Source organism: Caballeronia sp. LjRoot34, from assembly GCF_964253815.1.
Classification (GTDB): domain Bacteria; phylum Pseudomonadota; class Gammaproteobacteria; order Burkholderiales; family Burkholderiaceae; genus Caballeronia.
The window spans coordinates 3043338-3063205 of the sequence record NZ_CAXUSB020000001.1 but is presented as its reverse complement, the minus strand read 5'-3'; the positions used below and the strand labels follow the sequence as shown (position 1 = coordinate 3063205).

Here is a 19868-nt window from a genome sequence, read left to right as displayed (position 1 = left end):
TACAGCAAGCCATTAAGGAAATCAGCGCACGAGGCACGGGCGCTTGTTATCGAAGGTCCAGTTCGGAATCAGGTACTGCATCGCGATGGCGTCATCGCGGGCGCCGAGACCGTGTTCCCGATACAGCGCGTGGGCTTTCTCGAGTTCGTCCATATCGATATCCACGCCCAGTCCCGGCCGCGCCGGCACCTTCACCTTGCCGCCAACGATCTGCAGCGGCTCGCGCGTCAATCGCTGGCCGTCCTGCCAGATCCAGTGGGTATCGATGGCAGTAATCTTGCCGGGCGCCGCCGCCGCGACGTGCGTGAACATGGCGAGCGAAATGTCGAAGTGATTGTTCGAGTGCGACCCCCACGTCAGGCCCCACTCGTTGCACATTTGCGCCACGCGCACCGAGCCTTGCATCGTCCAGAAATGCGGGTCGGCGAGGGGAATGTCCACCGATTGCAACTGGATCGCGTGGCCCATCTGACGCCAGTCGGTCGCGATCATGTTAGTCGCCGTCGGCAGGCCCGTGGCACGACGGAATTCAGCCATGACCTCGCGGCCGGAATAACCGTTTTCGGCACCGCACGGGTCCTCGGCGTAGGCGAGCACGTGATGCTGGTCGCGGCACAGGCGCACGGCTTCGGACAGCGACCACGCGCCATTCGGGTCCAGCGTCACCCGGGCGTTCGGGAAGCGTTCGGCGAGTGCCGTGACCGCTTCAATTTCCGCATCGCCCGAGAGCACGCCGCCCTTCAGCTTGAAGTCGTTGAAGCCATAACGCGTGTGCGCGGCTTCCGCGAGTCGTACGACAGCTTCAGGCGTCATCGCTTCTTCGTGGCGCAGGCGGGTCCAGTCATCGGTCGCATCGGTCCCGGAGGAGTAGGGCAGGTCGGTCTTGTTTTTATCACCGATATAAAACAGGTAGCCGAGCATTTCCACTTCATCGCGTTGCTGGCCTTCACCTAGCAGCGCGGCGACGGGCACGCCCAGATGCTGGCCGAGCAGGTCGAGCAACGCGGCTTCGAGTCCCGTCACGGCATGGATGGTCGTGCGCAAGTCGAAGGTCTGCGTGCCGCGTCCGCCTGCATCGCGATCGGCGAATTGTTTGCGCGTGGTGTTGAGTACGGCGTGCAGATTGCCGATCGACTGGCCGACGACGAGCGGGCGCGCGTCGTCGATAGTCTTCCGAATGCTCTCGCCGCCCGGCACTTCGCCCACACCCGTGTGCCCCGCGCTGTCACGCAGGATCACGATGTTGCGCGTGAAGAACGGGCCGTGTGCGCCGCTCAGGTTCAGCAACATGCTGTCGCGGCCGGCAACCGGGATCACGCGCAGTTCGATGACGGTGGGCGTGGCGTTCGCAGCGGTTGAAACGCTTGGGTTCGTGGACATGGATGTGGTCAGTGTGAGTTGATTCGGGCTCTTAAGCGGCCGGGGTCGGGTTTGGTTCGGTGGCGTGTTCGGGACGGCCGGTCAACCGGTCCTTCGCGAAAAACGCGATGACAGCCGCAATGATCGATGCAATTCCGAGTCCGTACAGACCGCCCGAGATCGAGCCCGTGTGCTGCTGCAGATAGCCGAACGCCGCCGGCGCGAAAAAGCCGCCCAGATTGCCGACGGAGTTGATCAGCGCGATCACGCCGGCGGCGACGCGTGCATCGAGGTATCCCTGAGGCAGCGGCCAGAACAGCGACGCCGCCGCTTTGAAACCGATCGCAGAGAAGCAGATGGCGACGAACGAAAAGACCGGGTTCGCCGATGTCGATGCAAACAGTCCGCACGCGGCAATGACCAGCGCGAGCGCGAGCCACGCTTGCTGGAAGCGCCATTTCGCCGACAACACCGCGAAGCAGTACATCGCGAACATGGCGATCAGCCACGGCACGGCGTTATAGAGACCGACCTGGAAATCGCTCAGGCCGCCCATCTTGCGGATGATGGTCGGAAGCCAGAACGTCGCTGCATAAATAGTCAACTGGATCGCGAAATACAGCACGCAAAACAGCACGATCTGCGGGTCTTTCAACAGTTTTGTGATCGGCAGATGCGCGTTGCCGGCCGCTTCGCGCTCCGCCTGCTCGCGGGCAATAGCGGTGCTCAGCGCCTGTTGTTCTTGCGCCGTCAGCCATTTGGCATCGCGGGGATGGGACTTGAGCATGAACCAGCTCACACCGCACAGCAGGATCGAAAACAGGCCCTCGACCAGGAACATCCACTGCCAGCCGTGCAGGCCGAAGCCGCGTATCGAAAGCAGGGCGCCCGACACGGGCCCCGATAACACCGACGCCAGTGCCGAGCCGCCCAGAAAAATCGCGACCGCCTTGCCGCGCTCCTTTTGCGGCAGCCATTGCGTGAAGTAATACACCACGCCCGGGAAAAAGCCCGCTTCGGCCACGCCCAGCAGGAACCGCATGACATAGAACGAGGTGTCGTTCCAGGTGAAGGCCATCGCGCCGGCGACCAGGCCCCATGTGAACATGATCCGTGTGAGCCACGCGCGTGCGCCGAAGCGCGCCATCAGCACATTCGACGGCACTTCGAACAACGCGTAGCCGATGAAAAACAAGCCGCTCCCCAGCCCGTAGGCCGCTGCGCCAATCCCCAGGTCCGTCTGCATATGCGTATTGACGAAGCCGATGTTCACCCGGTCGATGTAGTTCGCGATGAACATGATCAGGAAAAGCGGCAGCACGTGGCGTTTAACTTTTGAGGCCGCCGATGTCAGCGCGTCGGATGTCGATAAGGCGGGATCGGGTGTCAAAAATTCATCTCCGGATGGCGGCCCGGTCAGTCCGGGCTATCGGCGCGAGCGCTTATGCGGCTAGGCAATAGCGAGCAGATTGGCAGTTTCTAACGTGTGATATGTTGTCTGATGACATTCTAAGAGTTGTATGAGAACTGTCAAAATGGGTGTTAACCCGGAATCGTGCTGAAATTCTTGATGAACGGGGCAGTAGCTCCATTATGTGGGCTGGCGAAATTATGTATTAAAGTCGGACGTCAGACAAGATGATTGATATTGAAAGGTTCGTGATTGGATCGGTGGGCGCCTGCTGCTGCGCGGCTGCAGGCGCCCGCCTGTGAGATTGATGGGTCGGTGCTTAGCTTGATGGGTCGGGCTGGTTATGCCGTCTCGACCGCCTCGACCACCGGCAAATAAGCGTTTTGCTACGCGGGCCGCTTTCAGCCGGCCGCTTCGCTTGACTGATTCGCGCGGCGCAAGCGTTCGCGGCTGTTCGACAAATGCATGCGCATGGCGGCGCGCGCGCTTTCGGCGTCGCGTCGCGTGATTGCTTCGAGAATGCTCTCGTGTTCGAGATTGACGAGCGAGACATACGCTTTCGGATCGGCTTTCGCGATCCCCGCTGAATCGATGCGGTTGCGCGGAATCAGGGCGGTGCCCATCTGGGTCAGGATATCGACGAAATAGCGGTTCCCAGTCGCCTGCGCGAGCGCGATGTGGAACTGGAGGTCGGCCGCGACACTGTCGCTGCCGTTGCGGCTGGTGGCTTCTATCGCGTCGAGCGCCGTTCGCATGCGCACAAGATCTTCCGGCTGTGCGCGTTGCGCTGCCAGGCCGGCACATTCGGTTTCCAGGCTGATGCGCAGTTCGAGTACGGACAACACGTCGCGCAGCGTCGTGGCCGGCACCATGTCGATACCCAGTTTTTCGCGGCGCGGTTCCAGCACGAAACTGCCAATACCATGACGTGTTTCGATGACCTCGTTGGCCTGCAGACGAGAAATGCCTTCGCGCACAACCGTGCGGCTCACGCCGAGCGTCACCATGAGTTTCGCTTCGGTGGGCAGTTTGTCGCCTGGCTTCAGCGCGGCGGATTCGATCTGTTCGATCACGTAGTCGAACACGCTCTCCGCCAGGTTACGGGCGCGTCGGGGTGTCACGACAGAGGTGAGGGATTCGACCATCAGAAGCGCTCCTTGGGTCAGCGGGGTGGCGACGTCGTAGTTCAGAGATGCGGTTGGATTGCCAGATTATACCGTTGTCTGACGACTATCTTAAAGATTCGATGGGGGCGGTGATCGAAGTCGGTTTAGGCGTGGTGGAGAAGGGTGAGGCGTGGAGAAGGGCATCACGCGAGGTGTCTGCTTCCAGTCTCTTTTTTGGTAAGGCAGCGGATTGCGCGCTATGTCGGTCGGATATCGGCGTGGAGTGGGCGCAGGGGTCGGCTTATTCTGCGCGATGCGATGGTCCGGCAGGGCTCACGCGTGTAGCGGTCAGCTTTCCCAGTCCTCGACGCTCAGGCCGGACACGCGCTGAAACTCGCGCATATTGTGAGTCACGAGCGTGAGCGATCTCGCTAGCGCCTGCCCGGCAATCAAGACGTCGTAGGGCCCAATTGGTGTTCCTGCCGAAGCGAGCTGCGCCTGGACCTCACCGGCGCGGCGAGCGTCTTCCGGATCGAAGTCGAGAATTTCGAATTGCAGCGCTTCAACGCGCCTGAGATTGTCCGCGGCGTGCCGGCTCTTGTAAGCGCCGAAATAGAGCTCATGAGCGACGATAGACGGCATGGCGAAATCCCGCGGCTGGTGCTGACGGAGCCGCGTCAAAAAACCGCTATGGCCCTTCATCAAGGCGATAACGGCATTCGTGTCGAGCAGATAATTCACTTGAAAAAGTCCAGATCCGGGCGATCTTGTTCTGGCAGCTTCTCGCGTGCGGCTTCAGCGAAGTCGTCGTCTAGCGGACCGACGACTGAATCCAGCCACGCCCAGTCACTCGCGATCGGCTCGAGAATGATGGCGCGGCCATGACGGCGAACGCGCACTTCGTCGGCATCCAACCGGAATTCCTTCGGCAGGCGCACGGCCTGAGACCGGCCCGACCAAAAAACCTTTGCGGTGTCCATAAGCACCTCGTGAAATGATATATAGCAAAAGTATATACCATTCAATGCCGGCTCGGTGAGCCCGTTGTCGATGCTGGATGCGCTGATTGCGCGCGCTGATAAGCGCGCATTCCGCTGTCGGTTCGGTTGCTCAATATCGTTAGCAGTCCGTGGAAAGTTGGCAGGAGAGGTGGCGAGCCCGGGTTGCCCGATTTGCCTCGCACGAATGAAGGCGATGGCACGATAAATCGAGTTGCGCGATCCTTCGGCGCAAGCCATGCAAATCTCGCAGAAACGTGGGCAGGGTGCCGAACATTAGCGTAGATCTGGGCGACTTGATTTGATGCCCGGAAATGCAAAAAGCCCAATCTTTCGATTGGGCTTTTTGAGCTGAAACCTTCTTGGCTCCTCGACCTGGGCTCGAACCAGGGACCTACGGATTAACAGTCCGGCGCTCTACCAACTGAGCTATCGAGGAACATCTGCAGCAGAGAAATGAAATTATATGGAGGGGAATCTAGCCTGTCAACACCCTGCGTTCATCTCAATTCAAAAAGTCACAAACAGGCGAAGCGTTACTCATGATGCGACAACGCACGGTCCCTCCGGCTCAGCGCGCCAGCAGTTCGAGCTTGTCTTTCACGTCCTTGAATTCGTCGGCTTCGGGCAGCGGCGCTTTGGTCTTGGTGATGCTCGGCCAGCCGCGCGATAGTTCGGCGTTCAGTTCAATGAAGTGCTGTTGATCGCCGGGGACATCTTCTTCGGCATAGATTGCATTGACCGGGCATTCGGCGACGCAAACAGCGCAGTCGATGCACTCGTCAGGATCGATCGAGAGGAAGTTGGGTCCTTCGCGGAAGCAATCCACCGGGCACACGTCCACGCAATCGGTATAGCGGCACTTAATGCAGCTTTCGGTCACAACGTGAGTCATTCAGGCTCCTGCATACGGAATTCGTGGGGCGGCGGCAAGGGCGACATGAACGTCGGGGTCCAACCAGCGAACCGAGGGTCTCTAACCGAGTATCTCTATTCGGGGCGGTATATAGCCCGACTGTGCACGATCTGCGCGCCAAAACCGATATTGTAGCGTACCGGTATATTTGAGCGCGACCCCCGGCCAGAAGGCCTTATATCCTTTAGTGATTTGTTTATGGGCCGCCAATCAGCTTCCACGCGCCCGCTGTCCGGCGTGTATCGGCCGCGTGGGGACGGCGCTCCGGGCGGACACTTCGGGTAACATGCGCTGGAGGCCGCCGGGGGCAAAGCATCCAGTGCGTCGGGGCGTGCCGGGTCCGTTTGCGGTTTTATCCGCGCTCTTGTGGGCGGTTCTACCCGCGCCTTTACCCGTTTTCCTAGCCGTTCGTCTGGAACCATGATTATCCATTCGCTGCTCGATACCGATCTCTACAAGTTCACGATGATGCAGGTCGTGCTGCATCACTTCCCGGCGGCGCACGCGGAATACAAGTTCCGCTGCCGCACGCCGGATGTCGATCTCGTGCCGTATATAGATGAGATACGCGACGAAGTGCGCCAGCTTTGCCATCTGCGCTTCAAGGAAGACGAACTCGAATACCTTCGCCGGATGCGCTTTATCAAGAGCGATTTCATCGACTTCCTCGCGCTCTTTCATCTCAACGAGAAGGCCGTCACGATCAAGCCGTCCGCCAAGCAGAACGGCGAGATCGACATTGATATTGTCGGACCATGGCTGCATACCATCCTGTTCGAGATCCCGATCCTCGCGATTGTCAACGAGGTCTATTTTCGCAACACGCAACGCGACCCGACCTTCGATACCGGCCGCGAACGCCTGCGCGACAAGATCCAGCTGCTCGGCGGCCGCCCTGAAGTTTCCGACTGCAAGATCGCCGACTATGGCACCCGCCGGCGTTTTTCCAAGCAGTGGCATGAGGAGGTCATCCTCAAGCTGAAGGAAGGCCTGGGCGAACAGTTCACGGGCACGAGCAACGTCTACTACGCCAAGAAGCACGGTTTGCGTCCGCTCGGCACCATGGCGCACGAGTACCTTCAGGCTTGCCAGGCGCTCGGTCCGCGGCTGCGCGATTCGCAGATCTTCGGCTTCGAAATGTGGGCGAAGGAGTACCGCGGCGACCTGGGCATTGCGCTCTCCGACGTCTATGGCATGAAGGCGTTCCTGAACGACTTCGACATGTACTTCTGCAAGCTCTTCGATGGCGCCCGCCACGACTCCGGCGACCCGTTCGACTGGGGCGAGCGCCTGATCCGTCATTACGAAGAGAACCGCTGTGACCCGCGCACCAAGGTGCTCGTATTCTCCGACGCACTCGATATCCCGAAGGTCCTGCGCCTTTACGAACGTTTCCGGGGCCGCTGTCAGCTCGCTTTCGGCGTGGGCACGAACCTGACCAACGACCTGGGTTATCAGCCGTTGCAGATCGTGATCAAGATGGTTCGCTGCAATGGCCAGCCCGTCGCCAAACTCTCCGATTCCCCCGGCAAGAACATGTGCGACGACCAGGCCTACCTTGCCTACCTGCGCCAGGTGTTCGACATCGCCAAACCCGTGGAAGAGCTGTAACCCGCGCGGCGTTCCTGAGGGCCGGTGCTGCTCAGCGTTAGCCATTCGGTCGAGGTTATTCGAGCGGGAGCGCTCGTTATAATCAAGTCCTTGATCGACACACAGGCCAACGAGGGCAGCATCATGAATACATCGGCCGCACATTGGAACTCAAGAGACCAGGGCTTACGGCTGCGTGCCCGGACCGCAGTCGCAAACACCGGTGCTCCCGCATGAGCACGTCCGTGACCATGCGACGCTTATGGCAAGGCCTGGTGCTCCTCTTGTTGCCGTTGACTGCCCACGCGGCATCGCTTGATGGCGCCACGCTGTCTGCGCTGTGGGCACTTCCGTTTGCCGGCATCCTGTTGTCCATCGCTATCGTGCCGCTGATCGCGCCGCACGCCTGGCATCGTCATTTCGGCAAGATATCGGCGGGCTGGGCGCTCGTGTTCCTGGTGCCTTTTGCGCTTGGCTTTGGTACGCAGGTTGCGTTCACGACCTTCGTGCATGCCATGCTGGAAGAGTATGTGCCGTTCATCATCCTGCTTACGGCGCTCTTTACCGTCGCGGGCGGCATCTGCCTGCATGGTGACCTGCACGGGTCCCCGCGCCTGAATACCGGGTTGCTCGCGCTTGGCACGGTGCTCGCCAGCATCATGGGAACGACGGGCGCGGCCATGCTGCTGATTCGCCCGCTGTTGCGCGCCAATGAACGTTGCAGGCACGTTGTGCATCGCGTGGTGTTCTTCATTTTTCTCGTGGCCAATGCCGGCGGTTCGCTTTCGCCGCTCGGAGATCCGCCGCTATTCCTCGGCTTCCTGAATGGCGTGAGTTTTTTCTGGACCACGGTGCACCTCGCCGCGCCAACGCTCTTCATCTGCGTGGTTCTGCTGGCACTTTTCTACGCGCTCGACCGCTATTACTTCGCGAAGGAAGACGTGGTGCATCGGAGTGAGGTGAAAACACCATTGAGCGTGGACGGCAAGATCAATTTTGTGTTGCTCGCGGCGGTGGTCGTGCTCGTGCTGATGAGCGGCTTGTGGAAACCCAGCATCGAGTTCGATGTATTCGGTACGCACGTCGCGTTGCAGAACGTCGTGCGCGATGCGCTGCTTGTCGTGGTGACGCTCTTGTCGCTCATGCTCACGCCGAAAAGCGCGCGCGCGGGCAACGCGTTCAACTGGGCGCCCATTGAAGAAGTCGCGAAGTTGTTCGCCGCCATCTTCATCACCATCGCGCCCGTGATCATGATCCTGCGCTCGGGTGCGGACGGTGCGTTCGCCGGTATCGTGCACATGGTGACCGATGCAAGCGGCAAGCCAGTCGACATTGCGTACTTCTGGGCGACGGGCCTGCTGTCGTCGTTTCTCGACAACGCGCCGACTTATCTCGTGTTCTTCAACCTCGCCGGCGGCGATGCCCCAACGTTGATGACGACCGGCGCCACCACGCTCGCCGCCATCTCGGCCGGTGCTGTGTTCATGGGCGCGAACAGTTACATCGGCAACGCGCCCAACTTCATGGTCAAGGCGATTGCCGAATCGCGCGGCATTGTCATGCCGGGATTCTTCGCGTATCTCGGCTGGTCGGCAGTCATTTTGCTGCCCTTGTTCCTGCTTACTGGATGGTTGTTCTTTTAGGAGAAAGTCGATGAAGAAAGTGCTGGTTGCCCGCCCCATTTTCCCGGACGTGATCGAACGTCTCCGGCAGTATTTTGAAGTCGATGCCAATCCGGGCGCACCGCTTAGCCCCGACGAATTCGCGCGCCGCATGGCCGACCGCGATGGCGCTTTGCTTGCAGGCGATCCCGTCACGGCGAAGGTCCTTGAAGGCGCGCCGAATCTGAAGGTCGTGTCGAACATGGCCGTGGGTTACAACAACTTCGACATGCAGGCGTTGAACGCGCACGGCGTGCTCGGCACCAACACGCCTGACGTATTGAACGAAAGCACAGCGGACTTCGGCTGGGCATTGATGATGGCCGCCGCACGGCGCATCGCGGAATCGGAGCACTTCTTGCGCGCGGGCAAGTGGGGCACATGGTCCTACGACGCGTTCCTCGGTACGGACGTATTCGGCTCCACGCTCGGCGTGCTCGGCATGGGGCGCATCGGCCAGGCGCTCGCCCGGCGCGCCCGCGGGTTCAACATGCGCGTGATCTATCACAACCGTTCGCGCGTCGCGCCGGAGATCGAGGCGGAACTGAACGCGGAGTACGTATCGAAGGCTGACTTGCTGAAGCGCGCCGACCACGTCGTGCTGGTGTTGCCGTACACCGCCGAGAATCACCACACTATTGGCGCGGCTGAACTGGCAAGCATGAAACCTACCGCTACCCTGACGAACATCGCGCGCGGCGGGATTGTGGACGACGCTGCGCTGATCCAGGCGCTGCGTAACAAGACCATCGCGGCGGCGGGGCTCGACGTATTCGAAGGCGAGCCGAATTTCAATCGTGATTTCCTGACGGTGTCGAACGTCGTGCTGACGCCGCATATTGCAAGCGCGACCGAATCCACGCGCCGGGCCATGGCCAATCTCGCTGCGGACAACCTGATCGCCGCGCTGGGTGAAGGTCCGCGCGCAGGCAATCCGCCGAACCCGATCAATCCGGACGTCCTGAAGAAATGACCCTGTTGTTGCTGTTGAGCGTGGGTGTCGCGGTCCTCGCGATCGCTCTGGTGATCACGTTGATCCTGTTGTTGCGGCCGAAGCGCGAAACAGGTGTCGAGGAGCAGTTCGAGGCGCTGGCTGATCGGATTATCGATATGGGCGAAGCGCATGCGCGCGCCCAGGAACGGCTCGAACGCAACGTGAGGGGCGAAGTCACCGAGACATCCCGCGCGTCGCGTACCGAGGCGGGCACGGCGTTCGCTCAATTCCAGCAGACGCTCGCGACGCAACTTGCGAGCATGGCGAACGTCCAGAACACGCAGCTTGAAGCGTTCTCCCGGCAACTTGTCACGCTGACGGAAAGCAACGCTCTGCAAAGCCAACACGCACGTGACGAACAAAGCCAGGCGCTGAAGCGTTTCGGCGATGCACTCACGCTGCAGCTCGCGCAGATGTCGGAGTCGAATGACCGTCGTCTGAGCGAAGTGCGCGCGACGCTCGAAGCGCGGCTGAAGGATATCGAAGCGAACAATGCGGCGAAGCTCGAAGAAATGCGCCGTACCGTCGACGAAAAGCTGCACGCCACGCTGGAGCAACGGCTTGGCGAATCGTTCAAGCTGGTGTCGGACCGGCTGGAGCAGGTGCATCGCGGATTGGGGGAAATGCAGACGCTGGCGGCGGGTGTCGGCGACTTGAAGAAGGTGCTGACCAACGTCAAGACGCGTGGGACCTGGGGCGAAGTGCAGCTCGAATCGTTGCTCGAGCAGTTGTTGACGCCGGACCAGTACGCGAAGAATGTTGCAACCATCCCGAAGAGCAACGACCGCGTGGAGTTCGCGATCAAGCTGCCCGGCCGTCACGACGCGCCCGGCCAGAGTGGCGCGAATGCGGTGGCTACGCCGGTATGGCTGCCTATCGACGCCAAGTTTCCGCGCGAGGACTACGAGCGGTTGATCGATGCGCAAGATCGCGCTGACGTAGTCGCGGTCGAGGAAGCGTCACGTGCGCTGGAAGGCCGCATTCGCGCGGAAGCGAAGGCCATCGCACAGAAGTACGTCGCGCCTCCGCACACCACTGACTTCGCGTTGTTGTTCCTGCCGACTGAGGGCCTGTATGCGGAAATCCTGCGCCGTCCGGGGCTGACCGATTTTCTGCAGCGGGAATACCGGGTGAGCGTGACAGGTCCGACCACGTTGACCGCGCTGCTGAACAGCTTGCAGATGGGCTTCAGGACGCTGGCAATCGAGCAGCGTTCCAGTGAAGTCTGGCAAGTGCTCGGCGCGGTGAAAACGGAGTTCAGGAAGTTTGGAGAAGTGCTGTCGAAGACGCGGTCGCAGCTTGAAGCGGTGACGCGGTCCATTGAATCGGCGGAAACGCGTACGCGCCAGATGAGCAAGAAACTGCGTGACGTGGAAGCATTGCCGGGCGAGCAGGCGGCCAACCTGCTCGGGGATGAACGTGAGGAACGTGAAGAACCCGCAGAACGCGACGAGCCCGGTGCGAGTCTGCCTTAGACCGCGGCAGGCGAAGCCAGCGTAGCCAGTGCGTCGCCGGTGATGCGCACGATGCGCCAGTCGGGCAGCACGGTTGCGCCCATTTTCTCGTAGAAGCCGATGGCGTTCTGATTCCAGTCGAGCACGGTCCACTCGAAGCGGCCGCATTGACGTTCCACCGCAAGGGCCGCCAAAGCACGCAGCATCTTTGTGCCGAGACCACTGCTACGTGTGGCCGGCTTCACGTACAGGTCTTCGAGAAACAAGCCGCGCTTGCCGAGAAAGGTCGAGTAATTGTGGAAGAACAGCGCATAGCTCACGATGTGCCCGTTCTCTTCGGCTACCAGCGCCTCGGCGGACGGCCGCGCCCCGAATAGCGCGTCGTGTACGCCGCCCTCGGTCGCAATGAACATATGCATGAGTTTTTCAAACTCAGCCAGCTCGATCATCAAGCCAAAGATCGCGCTGACGTCGGCGGGTGCGGCGGGTCGGATCTGAGCGCTCATCATGCCTCTTCCGGTGCGTCGGACAAGACGATCTCAATGCCGCCGAACCGTGACGCCACCCAGTTGTATGCGTGGCACGCAATCCACAGCAAGATGAAGCCGAGGATTGCATTGAGCAGCAGCGCGCTTGTCACGGTGCTCAGCTCGACCGAGCCGTATCGGAAGAACGCAACCAGTACGCCGAGCAACACGATCGGTACGCTGAAGGTCAGGTACACGAGAATCAGCGCTTTGGCCGTTTGTCCCGGCGCGATGAACGAAATCTGTTTTTTCATGAAGGAAAAGCCCCGTCAGTCATAGTGCAATGCATTCGAACCATCCGTTTTAGCCGCTCAAGTCATGACGGCGCGGCGGTCCAGGTTCTTGAAGCAGGTTCTTGAAGCAGGTTCTCGAAGAGCCTTTGAAACTAGATCAGGCCGTTGAATGGCAGGATATCCACGCTGTCTCCTGCATCGATATTTCCTGCGTCGTGCTTCAGGACAATGAAGCAATTGGCTTCGCTCATTGAACTCAGCACGCCCGAGCCTTGCGGCCCGGTTGTCACCACATGCCAGTGCCCGGCGGTGTCCCGGTGTGCAATACCGCGTTGAAACTCCGTACGCCCGGCGCGCTTGTTGATTGGTTGCGAACTCGTCGCCGATATCAACGGCAGCGCATGCGGCGTCGCGCCCGACATGGCGAGCAGCGCCTCGCGCACGATGAAATAAAACGTTGCCATCACCGCAACCGGATTGCCCGGCAAGCCAAAGAACAAGGCAGATTCGCCTTCACCCGGACGCTTGCCCGACCACAGGCGGCCGAACGCGAGCGGCCGGCCGGGACGCATCGCGATCTTCCAGAATGCCACGTCGCCGAGCGCGTTCATCAGGTCGCGCGTGAAGTCGGCGTCGCCTACAGACACGCCACCCGAACTGATCACCACGTCGGCGTCCTGCGTAGCCTGTCGCAACGCCCGTTCAAGCGATGCGCGATCGTCACGCACAATCCCCAGATCCACCGGTTCCACGTTCATCCGGCGCAGCATTGCGAAGAGGGTATAGCGGTTGCTGTCGTAGACGCAACCCGGCGCCAGCGCTTCGCCGACTGAACGCAATTCGTCGCCGGTTGAAAAAAACGCGACACGCAAGCGTCGTTGTACCGCCACGTCGCCAATACCCAGCGACGCAAGCAAACCTAAATCCGACGCGCGCACAATCCGGCCCTTGCGCAACGCCGGCTGGCCCTGCGCGAGGTCTTCCCCCGCGAGCCGCCGATTCGCGCCGTTCACGATATGCGTTGAGGCGAAGGTGACGGTATCGCCCGCGCGCTGCACGAGTTCTTGCGGCACCACGGTGTCGCAGCCCGGCGGAATGAGCGCACCGGTCATGATGCGCACGCATTGCGCGGCAAGCGGATGCCCTTCGAACGGTTGCCCGGCGAGCGCGGTACCCGCGACCGTCAGGCGAAGCAGTTCATCGTCCGAGCCATCCGAGCCATTCAGCAACGCCGCGCCATTGAACGCATAACCGTCCATGGCCGAGTTGTCGTGGGAGGGGACGTTGATCGGCGAAATGACATCTTCTGCCAGCACGCGATCAAGCGCCTCGAAGAGACGCACGCGTTCCGCCTCGGTGCGACCGCGCGGCAACGCCCACTGGCGCACGATCTCCTGCGCCGCGCTGACGGGCAGCGCGTTCGGATCGTACTCGGCGACGCAGCTCGAAAAGTGCCTGGGTGTGTTCATCGATGAGTGGAGCGGAAGTCGCGATGCAAAGCCCGCGGACGGACCGGTGAAAAGGGCTGGCATGTCGAGGATGCTGGCGCGGCCGCTGCCTTAGTCACTGCAAAGCGACGCTGACCAAGCCGGGGCCTGGCCGCAAACCTGAGCATGGAACGAAACGAACCGGTGCTTAGTTGCGGTTGAGATCGGCTAGCTGCTGCAAATCGTTGACATTGTAAAACGCACGCTCGTTGGCGAAGGTCACTTCTACCGCCTTGTGGCGCGCGTACCACGCGCGGACCTTGCGCTCGCCGGCACGGATGAACGCGTCGAGATCGTCCGCCAGCGACGCCCGCAGCAACGCGAAAACCGGGTGCACCTGGCGTTCGCCCGCAGCATCGACGACTGCTGCCATCGCGATATCCGCTTGTCCTGCGCTTAGGCCTTCGAATAGCCGTTCGGCCAGGTAAGGATCGACGAAAGGCGCGTCGCAGGGCACGAACAGCACGAATTCGGTTTGCGCTGCATGCAACGCCGCCGATATCCCGGCAAGCGGGCCCGGAAAATCGGGAAACGCATCGACAATCACCTTTGCATCGAACGGCATGCCAAGCTGCGCGTAGATCTCGAGGCTGCGATTTGCGCTGATCAGCAGCGCGCCGCATTGCGGCCTCAGCCGCCGCAGCGCATGGAGCGCAAGTGGTTCAAGGTCGAGCGGCTGCAGGCCTTTATCGACACCGCCCATGCGCGATCCGCGTCCGCCCGCCAGCACCACGCCGGTGATCTCGCGCTTGTGCACAGGACCGCCAGTCGGGCGCGCCACGTTGACATCGGCCATCTCAGCCGCCGATGTAGGACATTTCGACGCGCGGTGCGTCCGGGTCGGCAGCGGGCAACGCGTTGCTGCCGCGAAGTTCCGAGTAGCGGTCAGCACGTCCTTCCCAGATCCGGGCGATGGCTGTCGCGATCGTAGCCTCGCTGGCGCCGCTGCGGATCAGCGCGCGCAAGTCGTGGCCGGACGTCGCGAACAGGCACAGGTAGAGCTTGCCTTCGGTAGAGAGGCGGGCGCGCGTGCAGGACCCGCAGAACGCGCGCGTCACGCTCGAAATGACACCGATCTCACCGCTGCCGTCCTGGTAACCCCAGCGTTGCGCGGTCTCGGCGTGGTTGTGGGCTTCGAGCGGTCGCAGCGGAAAATGCTCGGCAATGCGCGCGACCACGTCCGCCGAGGGCAACACTTCGCTCATGTTCCAGCCGTTCGATGCCCCCACGTCCATATATTCGATAAAGCGCAGCACCGTGCCGCTACCTTTGAAGTGGCGCGCCATCGGCACGATTTCGGCGTCGTTCGTGCCGCGCTTGACCACCATGTTGACCTTCAGCGGCGCCAGGCCGACGGCGTGCGCGGCCTCAATGCCTTCGAGCACGTCGGCGACGGCGAAATCGGCGTCGTTCATGCGGCGAAACAACGCATCGTCGAGCGCATCCAGGCTCACCGTTACCCGCGACAACCCCGCGTCCTTCAGCGAGCGCGCCTTGCGGGCGAGGATCGACCCGTTGGTGGTGAGCGTGATGTCGAGCGGACGGCCTTCCGGTGTACGTAGCAACGCCAGCCGCTCGATCAGGAATTCGATGTTCTTGCGCAGCAGCGGTTCGCCGCCGGTCAGCCGGATTTTTTCCACGCCGTGCGCGACGAACAATCGAGCCAGCCGCTCGATTTCCTCGAACGACAGCAGGGCACTATGTGGCAGAAATTCGTGGTTTTTATCGAAGACTTCACGCGGCATGCAGTACACGCAGCGAAAATTGCAACGATCAGTCACCGATATGCGCAGATCGCGCAACTCACGCGACAGTCGGTCGGTGAGCAGTCCGCGCGGCGTCACGGCCATAGCCGACGAACCCGCGGAAAAATCCGGGATCGCGCTGACATCGGTGACGGGAATGATGCGTCGGGACATGATCGTTTTATTTCTCGTGCAGTGGCAGCGGGGCGGCCCACTTCGAACTTCGAATAATTCATTTTAGCGGAAGGGCGGTCTGAAGGCGGCTCGCCCTTGCCTTTTCACGGGCATTTGCCCCCCGTCCAATAAAAAAAGCGCCACCGACCGAAGTCAGGTGGCGCTTTTCGAAACGTCAGACGCGTTTACTGTGCGTCTTTACCGGTTTCCACTTGCTGCATCGGCGCAGCGTCCAGCGGCGGCAGGCGCTTGCGTTCGCGCACGACACGCTTTGGCGCTTCCGCCTGGGCTGTGGCTTCGCGCGCTGCGCGGAGCTTGTCGGCGTCGGTATTCACCCAGACGAGGCCCGCCGTATCCAGCATCGGCTTGAGCACTTCTTCTTTAAGGGTGACAGCCGCGACTGGCGCAACCGGAGCGGCCGCTACGGGAGCCACAGTTTCCACCGGTTCAAACGTCTTTACCGGCTCGGATTCGACCGGCGCGAACGCTTCTGCCACAACTGGCGCGGGCGATGCGACCGGTGCAACCGTCTCCGATACTGGCGTCGCGGCAACAGGCGCCGTTTCAACCGGTTCAGCGACTTGAGCTTCCGGCACTGCGTGAGCAATGACGGGCTCGGGTTCCGCTGCCTTCGGGGTATCGGCGAAAGGACTTTCGATCTTTTCTTCCGCTACCTTCGGCGTCGGTCCGAACGGGTTTTCGATTGGCCGTGACACCGGCTTTTCGAAGATATCCGTCGCAGGGGCTTCGGCAACCGTTGCGCTGGTTTCCTGGGCGGCATGCGCTCCTTGCACTTCTTGCGCGCCATGCGACACGACAAAACCCTCGGCTTCAGCGCGTTTCGCTTCCACGGGCGCTGTTTCAACCGGCGCAACTTGTGCGACGCGAACCGGTTCCGGCAACTCCGTCACGCTGATCGCGGCGGCCGAAACCGGCTCGACCGTGACCGCATGTGCGGGTGCTTCTACCGGTGCCAACACAGCCGATGCCGTCTCAACGGGCTTAGCCACAACGGGTGCGAAATCGCGGCTGTCATCAACGTCATTCGACGAATCCGTGTCGAACACACCGGCTTGAGCGCGTTCGCTGTCAGCATTGCCTTCGTTTTCAGCAGCGTCACCGGCCTGATTGCCCGTCACGCCTTCTTCTTCACGATCACGGCGTCCACCACGACGACCACGACGGCGACGACGACGCTCTTCGCCTTCACGCGCTGCACTGGCCTGATCGGCCTGCAATGCGTCAGCGTTACCGTTCTGCTGCGATTCCTGGCCCGAAAGGGTGTTGTCCGTCAATTCCGACACCACCGTTTCGCCTTGCGTCAATGCTTCGACGGCTGCTTCCGGTTGTGGCTTGCGGCGTTCGCCCCGTTCTGGACGTTCCCCACGTTCACGGCGTTGACCGCGATCGGCGGCTTCAGCACTTTCCGGTGCGCGTTCACCACGGTTCTCGCGTGGTTCACGCGGTTCCCGGGGCTCGCGTACTTCGCGCGGTTCACGTCCTTCACGCGCCTCACGCGGTTCGCGGCCTTCCCGCGCTTCACGCGGCTCACGGCCTTCACGTCCACCACGCGGTTCGCGCGGCTCGCGGGTTTCACGTGCTTCACGCGGTTCCTTCGGTTCCCGTTCCTCGCGGCGCGGGTTTTGACGCCCGCCCGCCGTGCCCGGCGCGCTCGGCGTAGCGCCACTAGTGGCTGCAGCGCTATCGCGCGAACCAGCACCACCACGACGATTGCGGTTCCGGTCACCACCTTGGCCCGAACGCTCTGGCCGTTCGCCACGAGCCGGACGTGCCGGCGCGGGCGCTGCGACTGGCGCAGGAGCCGGTTTTACTTCGGGCTGGACGCCGAACAGGTTCTTCAGCCAGCCGATAAACCCGCCTGTTGAAGCAGCCACCACCGGAGCAGGTGCCGCGACCGGAGCCACAGCGACCTTCACCGGTGCGCTCGGCGCAGGCGATGCCGGCGTGATGCCCTTGACCATTGCTTCCTGCTTCGGCTTGATTTCTTCGGTGCGCTTGCTGTAACCCGTTTCGGATTCCAGTTCGTGCGCCGCTTCTTCGGCCATCTTCCAGGAGGCACGCGGTTCGTCGAGACGGGTATCGTCGTGACGCAGGCGTTCCAGCTTGTAATGCGGCGTTTCGAGATGCTTGTTCGGGATCAACACGACGTTGACCTTGAAGCGCGACTCGATCTTGTTGATTTCCGAACGCTTTTCGTTCAGCAGGAAGGCGGTCACTTCCACCGGCACCTGGCAATGAATTGCCGCGGTGTTTTCCTTCATCGCTTCTTCCTGAATGATCCGCAGCACTTGCAGCGCGGACGATTCGGTATCGCGAATGTGACCCGTGCCGTTACAACGCGGGCACGTCACATGGCTGCCTTCGGAGAGCGCCGGACGCAGGCGCTGACGCGACAGCTCCATCAAACCGAAGCGCGAAATCTTGCCCATTTGTACGCGCGCACGATCGTGCTTCAACGCGTCTTTCAGGCGCTGCTCGACTTCGCGCTGGCTCTTGGCCGATTCCATGTCGATAAAATCGATCACGATCAAGCCGCCCAGATCGCGCAGGCGCAACTGGCGCGCGACTTCGTCGGCGGCTTCGAGGTTCGTGCGCGTCGCCGTTTCCTCAATGTCCGCGCCCTTCGTCGAGCGCGCCGAGTTCACGTCGATAGCCACCAGTGCTTCCGTGTGGTCGATCACGATCGCGCCGCCCGAAGGCAACGGCACCGTGCGCGAATACGCGGTTTCGATCTGGTGTTCGATCTGGAAACGGGAGAAGAGGGGAACGTCGTCGTGATAGCGCTTAACCTTGCTCAGGTTATCCGGCATCACGATATCCATGAAGGCGCTGGCCTGGTCATGGATCTCGGTGGTATCGATCAGAATTTCACCGATATCCGGCTGGAAGTAATCACGAATCGCCCGGATCACGAGGCTGGATTCGAGATAAATCAGCATCGGTTTTCCAGCGACACCGCTTTGCGACGCCGCTTCCACCGCGCGCCACAGTTGCATCAGGTAGTTCAGGTCCCACTGCAGTTCTTCAGCCGAGCGGCCGATCCCCGCCGTTCGCGCGATGATGCTCATGCCTTCCGGCAAATCGAGCTGGCCCATTGTTTCGCGCAGTTCCTGGCGCTCGTCGCCTTCAATCCGGCGCGATACACCCCCGCCACGCGGGTTGTTCGGCATCAGGACGAGGTAGCGTCCGGCGAGCGAGATAAACGTGGTGAGGGCCGCGCCCTTGTTGCCGCGTTCTTCCTTTTCGACCTGAATGATCAGTTCCTGGCCTTCGCGCAGTGCGTCCTGGATGCGCGCGGAGCGCATGTCGACGCCGTCCTTGAAATACTGGCGGGCGACTTCCTTGAACGGCAGAAAACCGTGGCGGTCTTCGCCATAGTTCACGAAACAGGCTTCGAGCGAGGGCTCGATGCGGGTAATAACTCCCTTGTAGATATTGCCTTTGCGCTGTTCGCGCCCGGCGGTTTCGATGTCGATATCGATGAGTTTTTGCCCATCGACGATGGCGACGCGCAATTCTTCTTGCTGCGTCGCGTTAAACAGCATGCGTTTCATTGGACGGCTCCAGAGCGGCTCTACCGGCCCCCATCGAGCGAATTCGCGCGGTTGTCAGTCGCGTGAAGCAGGAGGGCGGGCGCGCCGCGCTTTTTTGTGTGTGTTGTCACAAAGCACGCTGGAGCGGGAGTTCGGGCGGAGAGAATTGCCTGGGACGGGTCAAGCCACCGGCCAGCGACGAAACGCGTCGCGGCGGGCAGCCAGCCTTGGGGCACATGCGAACAGACTTCGACACGCCGTAAAGCAACGGCTGGCGGCTTAAGCGGCACAGCACTGCGGCTCGACGTCCTTCAAACTACGTGAAGAGCCGGCAGCGCAGCCAGCAGCAGCCGGATGCGGCCTGACACAGTGTCAAACGGGTGGAGGGTTTTCGCGCAAAACCAGAGCGACAAGCAAACCGACCGACGTTTTCCAAACCTGCAGCAGGTTGCCGTTGCGGTTTGCCGGGTGCTCAAAGCGCCCGATAACCGCGTTGGGTGTCTCGTCTTGTTGCGACCTCTGCCACGCTTCGCCCGTTTCAGCGCAGCTTGCAGCAGAAGCCGTTTTCTTCGCAACCGCCAAGCGACGATGTTCCGTTCACCCTAACCTGATACCCGCCCGATATCTTTTAGATATCTGCCTGATACCCGGGTCACATC

At 61.3% G+C, this 19868-nt stretch carries 16 protein-coding genes and 1 tRNA gene; 4 read left to right on the top strand and 13 right to left on the bottom strand.

Annotated features, from left to right (window positions below):
• Positions 1 to 21 precede the first annotated feature (21 nt).
• The 7 genes from gudD to fdxA all read right to left on the bottom strand — a co-directional run bounded on the left by gudD (position 22) and on the right by fdxA (position 5769).
• Positions 22 to 1380 carry a glucarate dehydratase gene (gene gudD / locus ACSQ36_RS13770; RefSeq protein WP_436182285.1) on the bottom strand — a complete coding sequence of 453 codons (1359 nt, stop codon included), beginning with the start codon at positions 1378 to 1380 and terminating at the stop codon, positions 22 to 24.
• Between the two features lie 31 nt (positions 1381 to 1411).
• On the bottom strand, positions 1412 to 2659 hold the full coding sequence (locus tag ACSQ36_RS13765; RefSeq protein ID WP_436183172.1) for an MFS transporter: 1248 nt from the start codon (positions 2657 to 2659) through the stop codon (positions 1412 to 1414).
• A gap of 512 nt (positions 2660 to 3171) precedes the next feature.
• Entirely contained in the window at positions 3172 to 3915 is a 744-nt protein-coding gene (locus ACSQ36_RS13760) for a FadR/GntR family transcriptional regulator (RefSeq protein WP_436182284.1), read from the bottom strand.
• A 309-nt stretch (positions 3916 to 4224) separates the two neighbouring features.
• Positions 4225 to 4617, bottom strand: coding sequence for a type II toxin-antitoxin system VapC family toxin (locus ACSQ36_RS13755; protein WP_436182283.1), 393 nt, complete (start codon positions 4615 to 4617; stop codon positions 4225 to 4227).
• Positions 4614 to 4856, bottom strand: coding sequence for an antitoxin (locus tag ACSQ36_RS13750; protein ID WP_436182282.1), 243 nt, complete (start codon positions 4854 to 4856; stop codon positions 4614 to 4616). The genes ACSQ36_RS13755 and ACSQ36_RS13750 overlap by 4 nt, the downstream gene beginning before the upstream one ends.
• A gap of 381 nt (positions 4857 to 5237) precedes the next feature.
• Positions 5238 to 5313, bottom strand: a tRNA-Asn gene (locus ACSQ36_RS13745).
• A gap of 132 nt (positions 5314 to 5445) precedes the next feature.
• Positions 5446 to 5769 carry a ferredoxin FdxA gene (fdxA, locus tag ACSQ36_RS13740; RefSeq protein WP_089159225.1) on the bottom strand — a complete coding sequence of 108 codons (324 nt, stop codon included), beginning with the start codon at positions 5767 to 5769 and terminating at the stop codon, positions 5446 to 5448.
• A 441-nt stretch (positions 5770 to 6210) separates the two neighbouring features.
• On the opposite strand from fdxA, the gene pncB reads away from it, so the two are divergent.
• From pncB to rmuC, 4 genes are all read left to right on the top strand, one after another.
• Positions 6211 to 7401 (top strand): nicotinate phosphoribosyltransferase, encoded by a 1191-nt coding sequence (gene pncB / locus ACSQ36_RS13735; RefSeq protein ID WP_436182281.1) that lies wholly within the window; start codon positions 6211 to 6213, stop codon positions 7399 to 7401.
• A gap of 230 nt (positions 7402 to 7631) precedes the next feature.
• On the top strand, positions 7632 to 9023 hold the full coding sequence (locus ACSQ36_RS13730) for a sodium:proton antiporter (protein ID WP_436183171.1): 1392 nt from the start codon (positions 7632 to 7634) through the stop codon (positions 9021 to 9023).
• Positions 9024 to 9033: 10 nt separating this feature from the next.
• Positions 9034 to 10014 carry a 2-hydroxyacid dehydrogenase gene (locus tag ACSQ36_RS13725; RefSeq protein WP_436182280.1) on the top strand — a complete coding sequence of 327 codons (981 nt, stop codon included), beginning with the start codon at positions 9034 to 9036 and terminating at the stop codon, positions 10012 to 10014.
• Positions 10011 to 11510: a DNA recombination protein RmuC gene (gene rmuC, locus ACSQ36_RS13720; protein ID WP_436182279.1), complete on the top strand. Its 1500-nt coding sequence runs from the start codon at positions 10011 to 10013 to the stop codon at positions 11508 to 11510. Before ACSQ36_RS13725 ends, rmuC begins: the two co-directional genes overlap by 4 nt.
• Here the strand turns inward: rmuC and ACSQ36_RS13715 are convergent.
• The 6 genes from ACSQ36_RS13715 to ACSQ36_RS13690 form a co-directional block, all read right to left on the bottom strand.
• The gene (locus ACSQ36_RS13715; protein ID WP_213766828.1) at positions 11507 to 11995 is read right to left on the bottom strand and encodes a GNAT family N-acetyltransferase; all 489 of its coding nucleotides are present in this window, start codon (positions 11993 to 11995) and stop codon (positions 11507 to 11509) included. The two genes, rmuC and ACSQ36_RS13715, sit on opposite strands and share 4 nt — an antisense overlap.
• Positions 11995 to 12270 carry a hypothetical protein gene (locus tag ACSQ36_RS13710; protein ID WP_031363462.1) on the bottom strand — a complete coding sequence of 92 codons (276 nt, stop codon included), beginning with the start codon at positions 12268 to 12270 and terminating at the stop codon, positions 11995 to 11997. The genes ACSQ36_RS13715 and ACSQ36_RS13710 overlap by 1 nt, the downstream gene beginning before the upstream one ends.
• A 131-nt stretch (positions 12271 to 12401) precedes the next feature.
• Positions 12402 to 13718: a molybdopterin molybdotransferase MoeA gene (gene moeA / locus ACSQ36_RS13705; RefSeq protein ID WP_436182278.1), complete on the bottom strand. Its 1317-nt coding sequence runs from the start codon at positions 13716 to 13718 to the stop codon at positions 12402 to 12404.
• A gap of 166 nt (positions 13719 to 13884) precedes the next feature.
• Positions 13885 to 14532, bottom strand: a complete 648-nt coding sequence (gene mobA / locus ACSQ36_RS13700; RefSeq protein ID WP_436182277.1) for a molybdenum cofactor guanylyltransferase MobA — start codon at positions 14530 to 14532, stop codon at positions 13885 to 13887.
• Between the two features lies 1 nt (position 14533).
• Complete coding sequence (gene moaA / locus ACSQ36_RS13695; protein ID WP_436182276.1) at positions 14534 to 15655, bottom strand: GTP 3',8-cyclase MoaA; 1122 nt, start codon at positions 15653 to 15655, stop codon at positions 14534 to 14536.
• 185 nt (positions 15656 to 15840) lie between these two features.
• Positions 15841 to 19230 carry an Rne/Rng family ribonuclease gene (locus ACSQ36_RS13690; protein ID WP_436182275.1) on the bottom strand — a complete coding sequence of 1130 codons (3390 nt, stop codon included), beginning with the start codon at positions 19228 to 19230 and terminating at the stop codon, positions 15841 to 15843.
• Between the last annotated feature and the right edge of the window lie 638 nt (positions 19231 to 19868).

Coding starts and splice junctions, on each gene's coding strand:
- fdxA (WP_089159225.1), bottom strand. CDS start 5,769: ATGACTCACGTTGTGACCGAAAGCTGCATTAAGTGCCGCTATACCGAT.
- moaA (WP_436182276.1), bottom strand. CDS start 15,655: ATGTCCCGACGCATCATTCCCGTCACCGATGTCAGCGCGATCCCGGAT.
- mobA (WP_436182277.1), bottom strand. CDS start 14,532: ATGGCCGATGTCAACGTGGCGCGCCCGACTGGCGGTCCTGTGCACAAG.
- ACSQ36_RS13690 (WP_436182275.1), bottom strand. CDS start 19,230: ATGAAACGCATGCTGTTTAACGCGACGCAGCAAGAAGAATTGCGCGTC.
- gudD (WP_436182285.1), bottom strand. CDS start 1,380: ATGTCCACGAACCCAAGCGTTTCAACCGCTGCGAACGCCACGCCCACC.
- ACSQ36_RS13760 (WP_436182284.1), bottom strand. CDS start 3,915: ATGGTCGAATCCCTCACCTCTGTCGTGACACCCCGACGCGCCCGTAAC.
- pncB (WP_436182281.1), top strand. CDS start 6,211: ATGATTATCCATTCGCTGCTCGATACCGATCTCTACAAGTTCACGATG.
- ACSQ36_RS13750 (WP_436182282.1), bottom strand. CDS start 4,856: ATGGACACCGCAAAGGTTTTTTGGTCGGGCCGGTCTCAGGCCGTGCGC.
- ACSQ36_RS13715 (WP_213766828.1), bottom strand. CDS start 11,995: ATGAGCGCTCAGATCCGACCCGCCGCACCCGCCGACGTCAGCGCGATC.
- ACSQ36_RS13725 (WP_436182280.1), top strand. CDS start 9,034: ATGAAGAAAGTGCTGGTTGCCCGCCCCATTTTCCCGGACGTGATCGAA.
- rmuC (WP_436182279.1), top strand. CDS start 10,011: ATGACCCTGTTGTTGCTGTTGAGCGTGGGTGTCGCGGTCCTCGCGATC.
- moeA (WP_436182278.1), bottom strand. CDS start 13,718: ATGAACACACCCAGGCACTTTTCGAGCTGCGTCGCCGAGTACGATCCG.
- ACSQ36_RS13765 (WP_436183172.1), bottom strand. CDS start 2,659: ATGTTCATCGCGAACTACATCGACCGGGTGAACATCGGCTTCGTCAAT.
- ACSQ36_RS13730 (WP_436183171.1), top strand. CDS start 7,632: ATGCGACGCTTATGGCAAGGCCTGGTGCTCCTCTTGTTGCCGTTGACT.
- ACSQ36_RS13710 (WP_031363462.1), bottom strand. CDS start 12,270: ATGAAAAAACAGATTTCGTTCATCGCGCCGGGACAAACGGCCAAAGCG.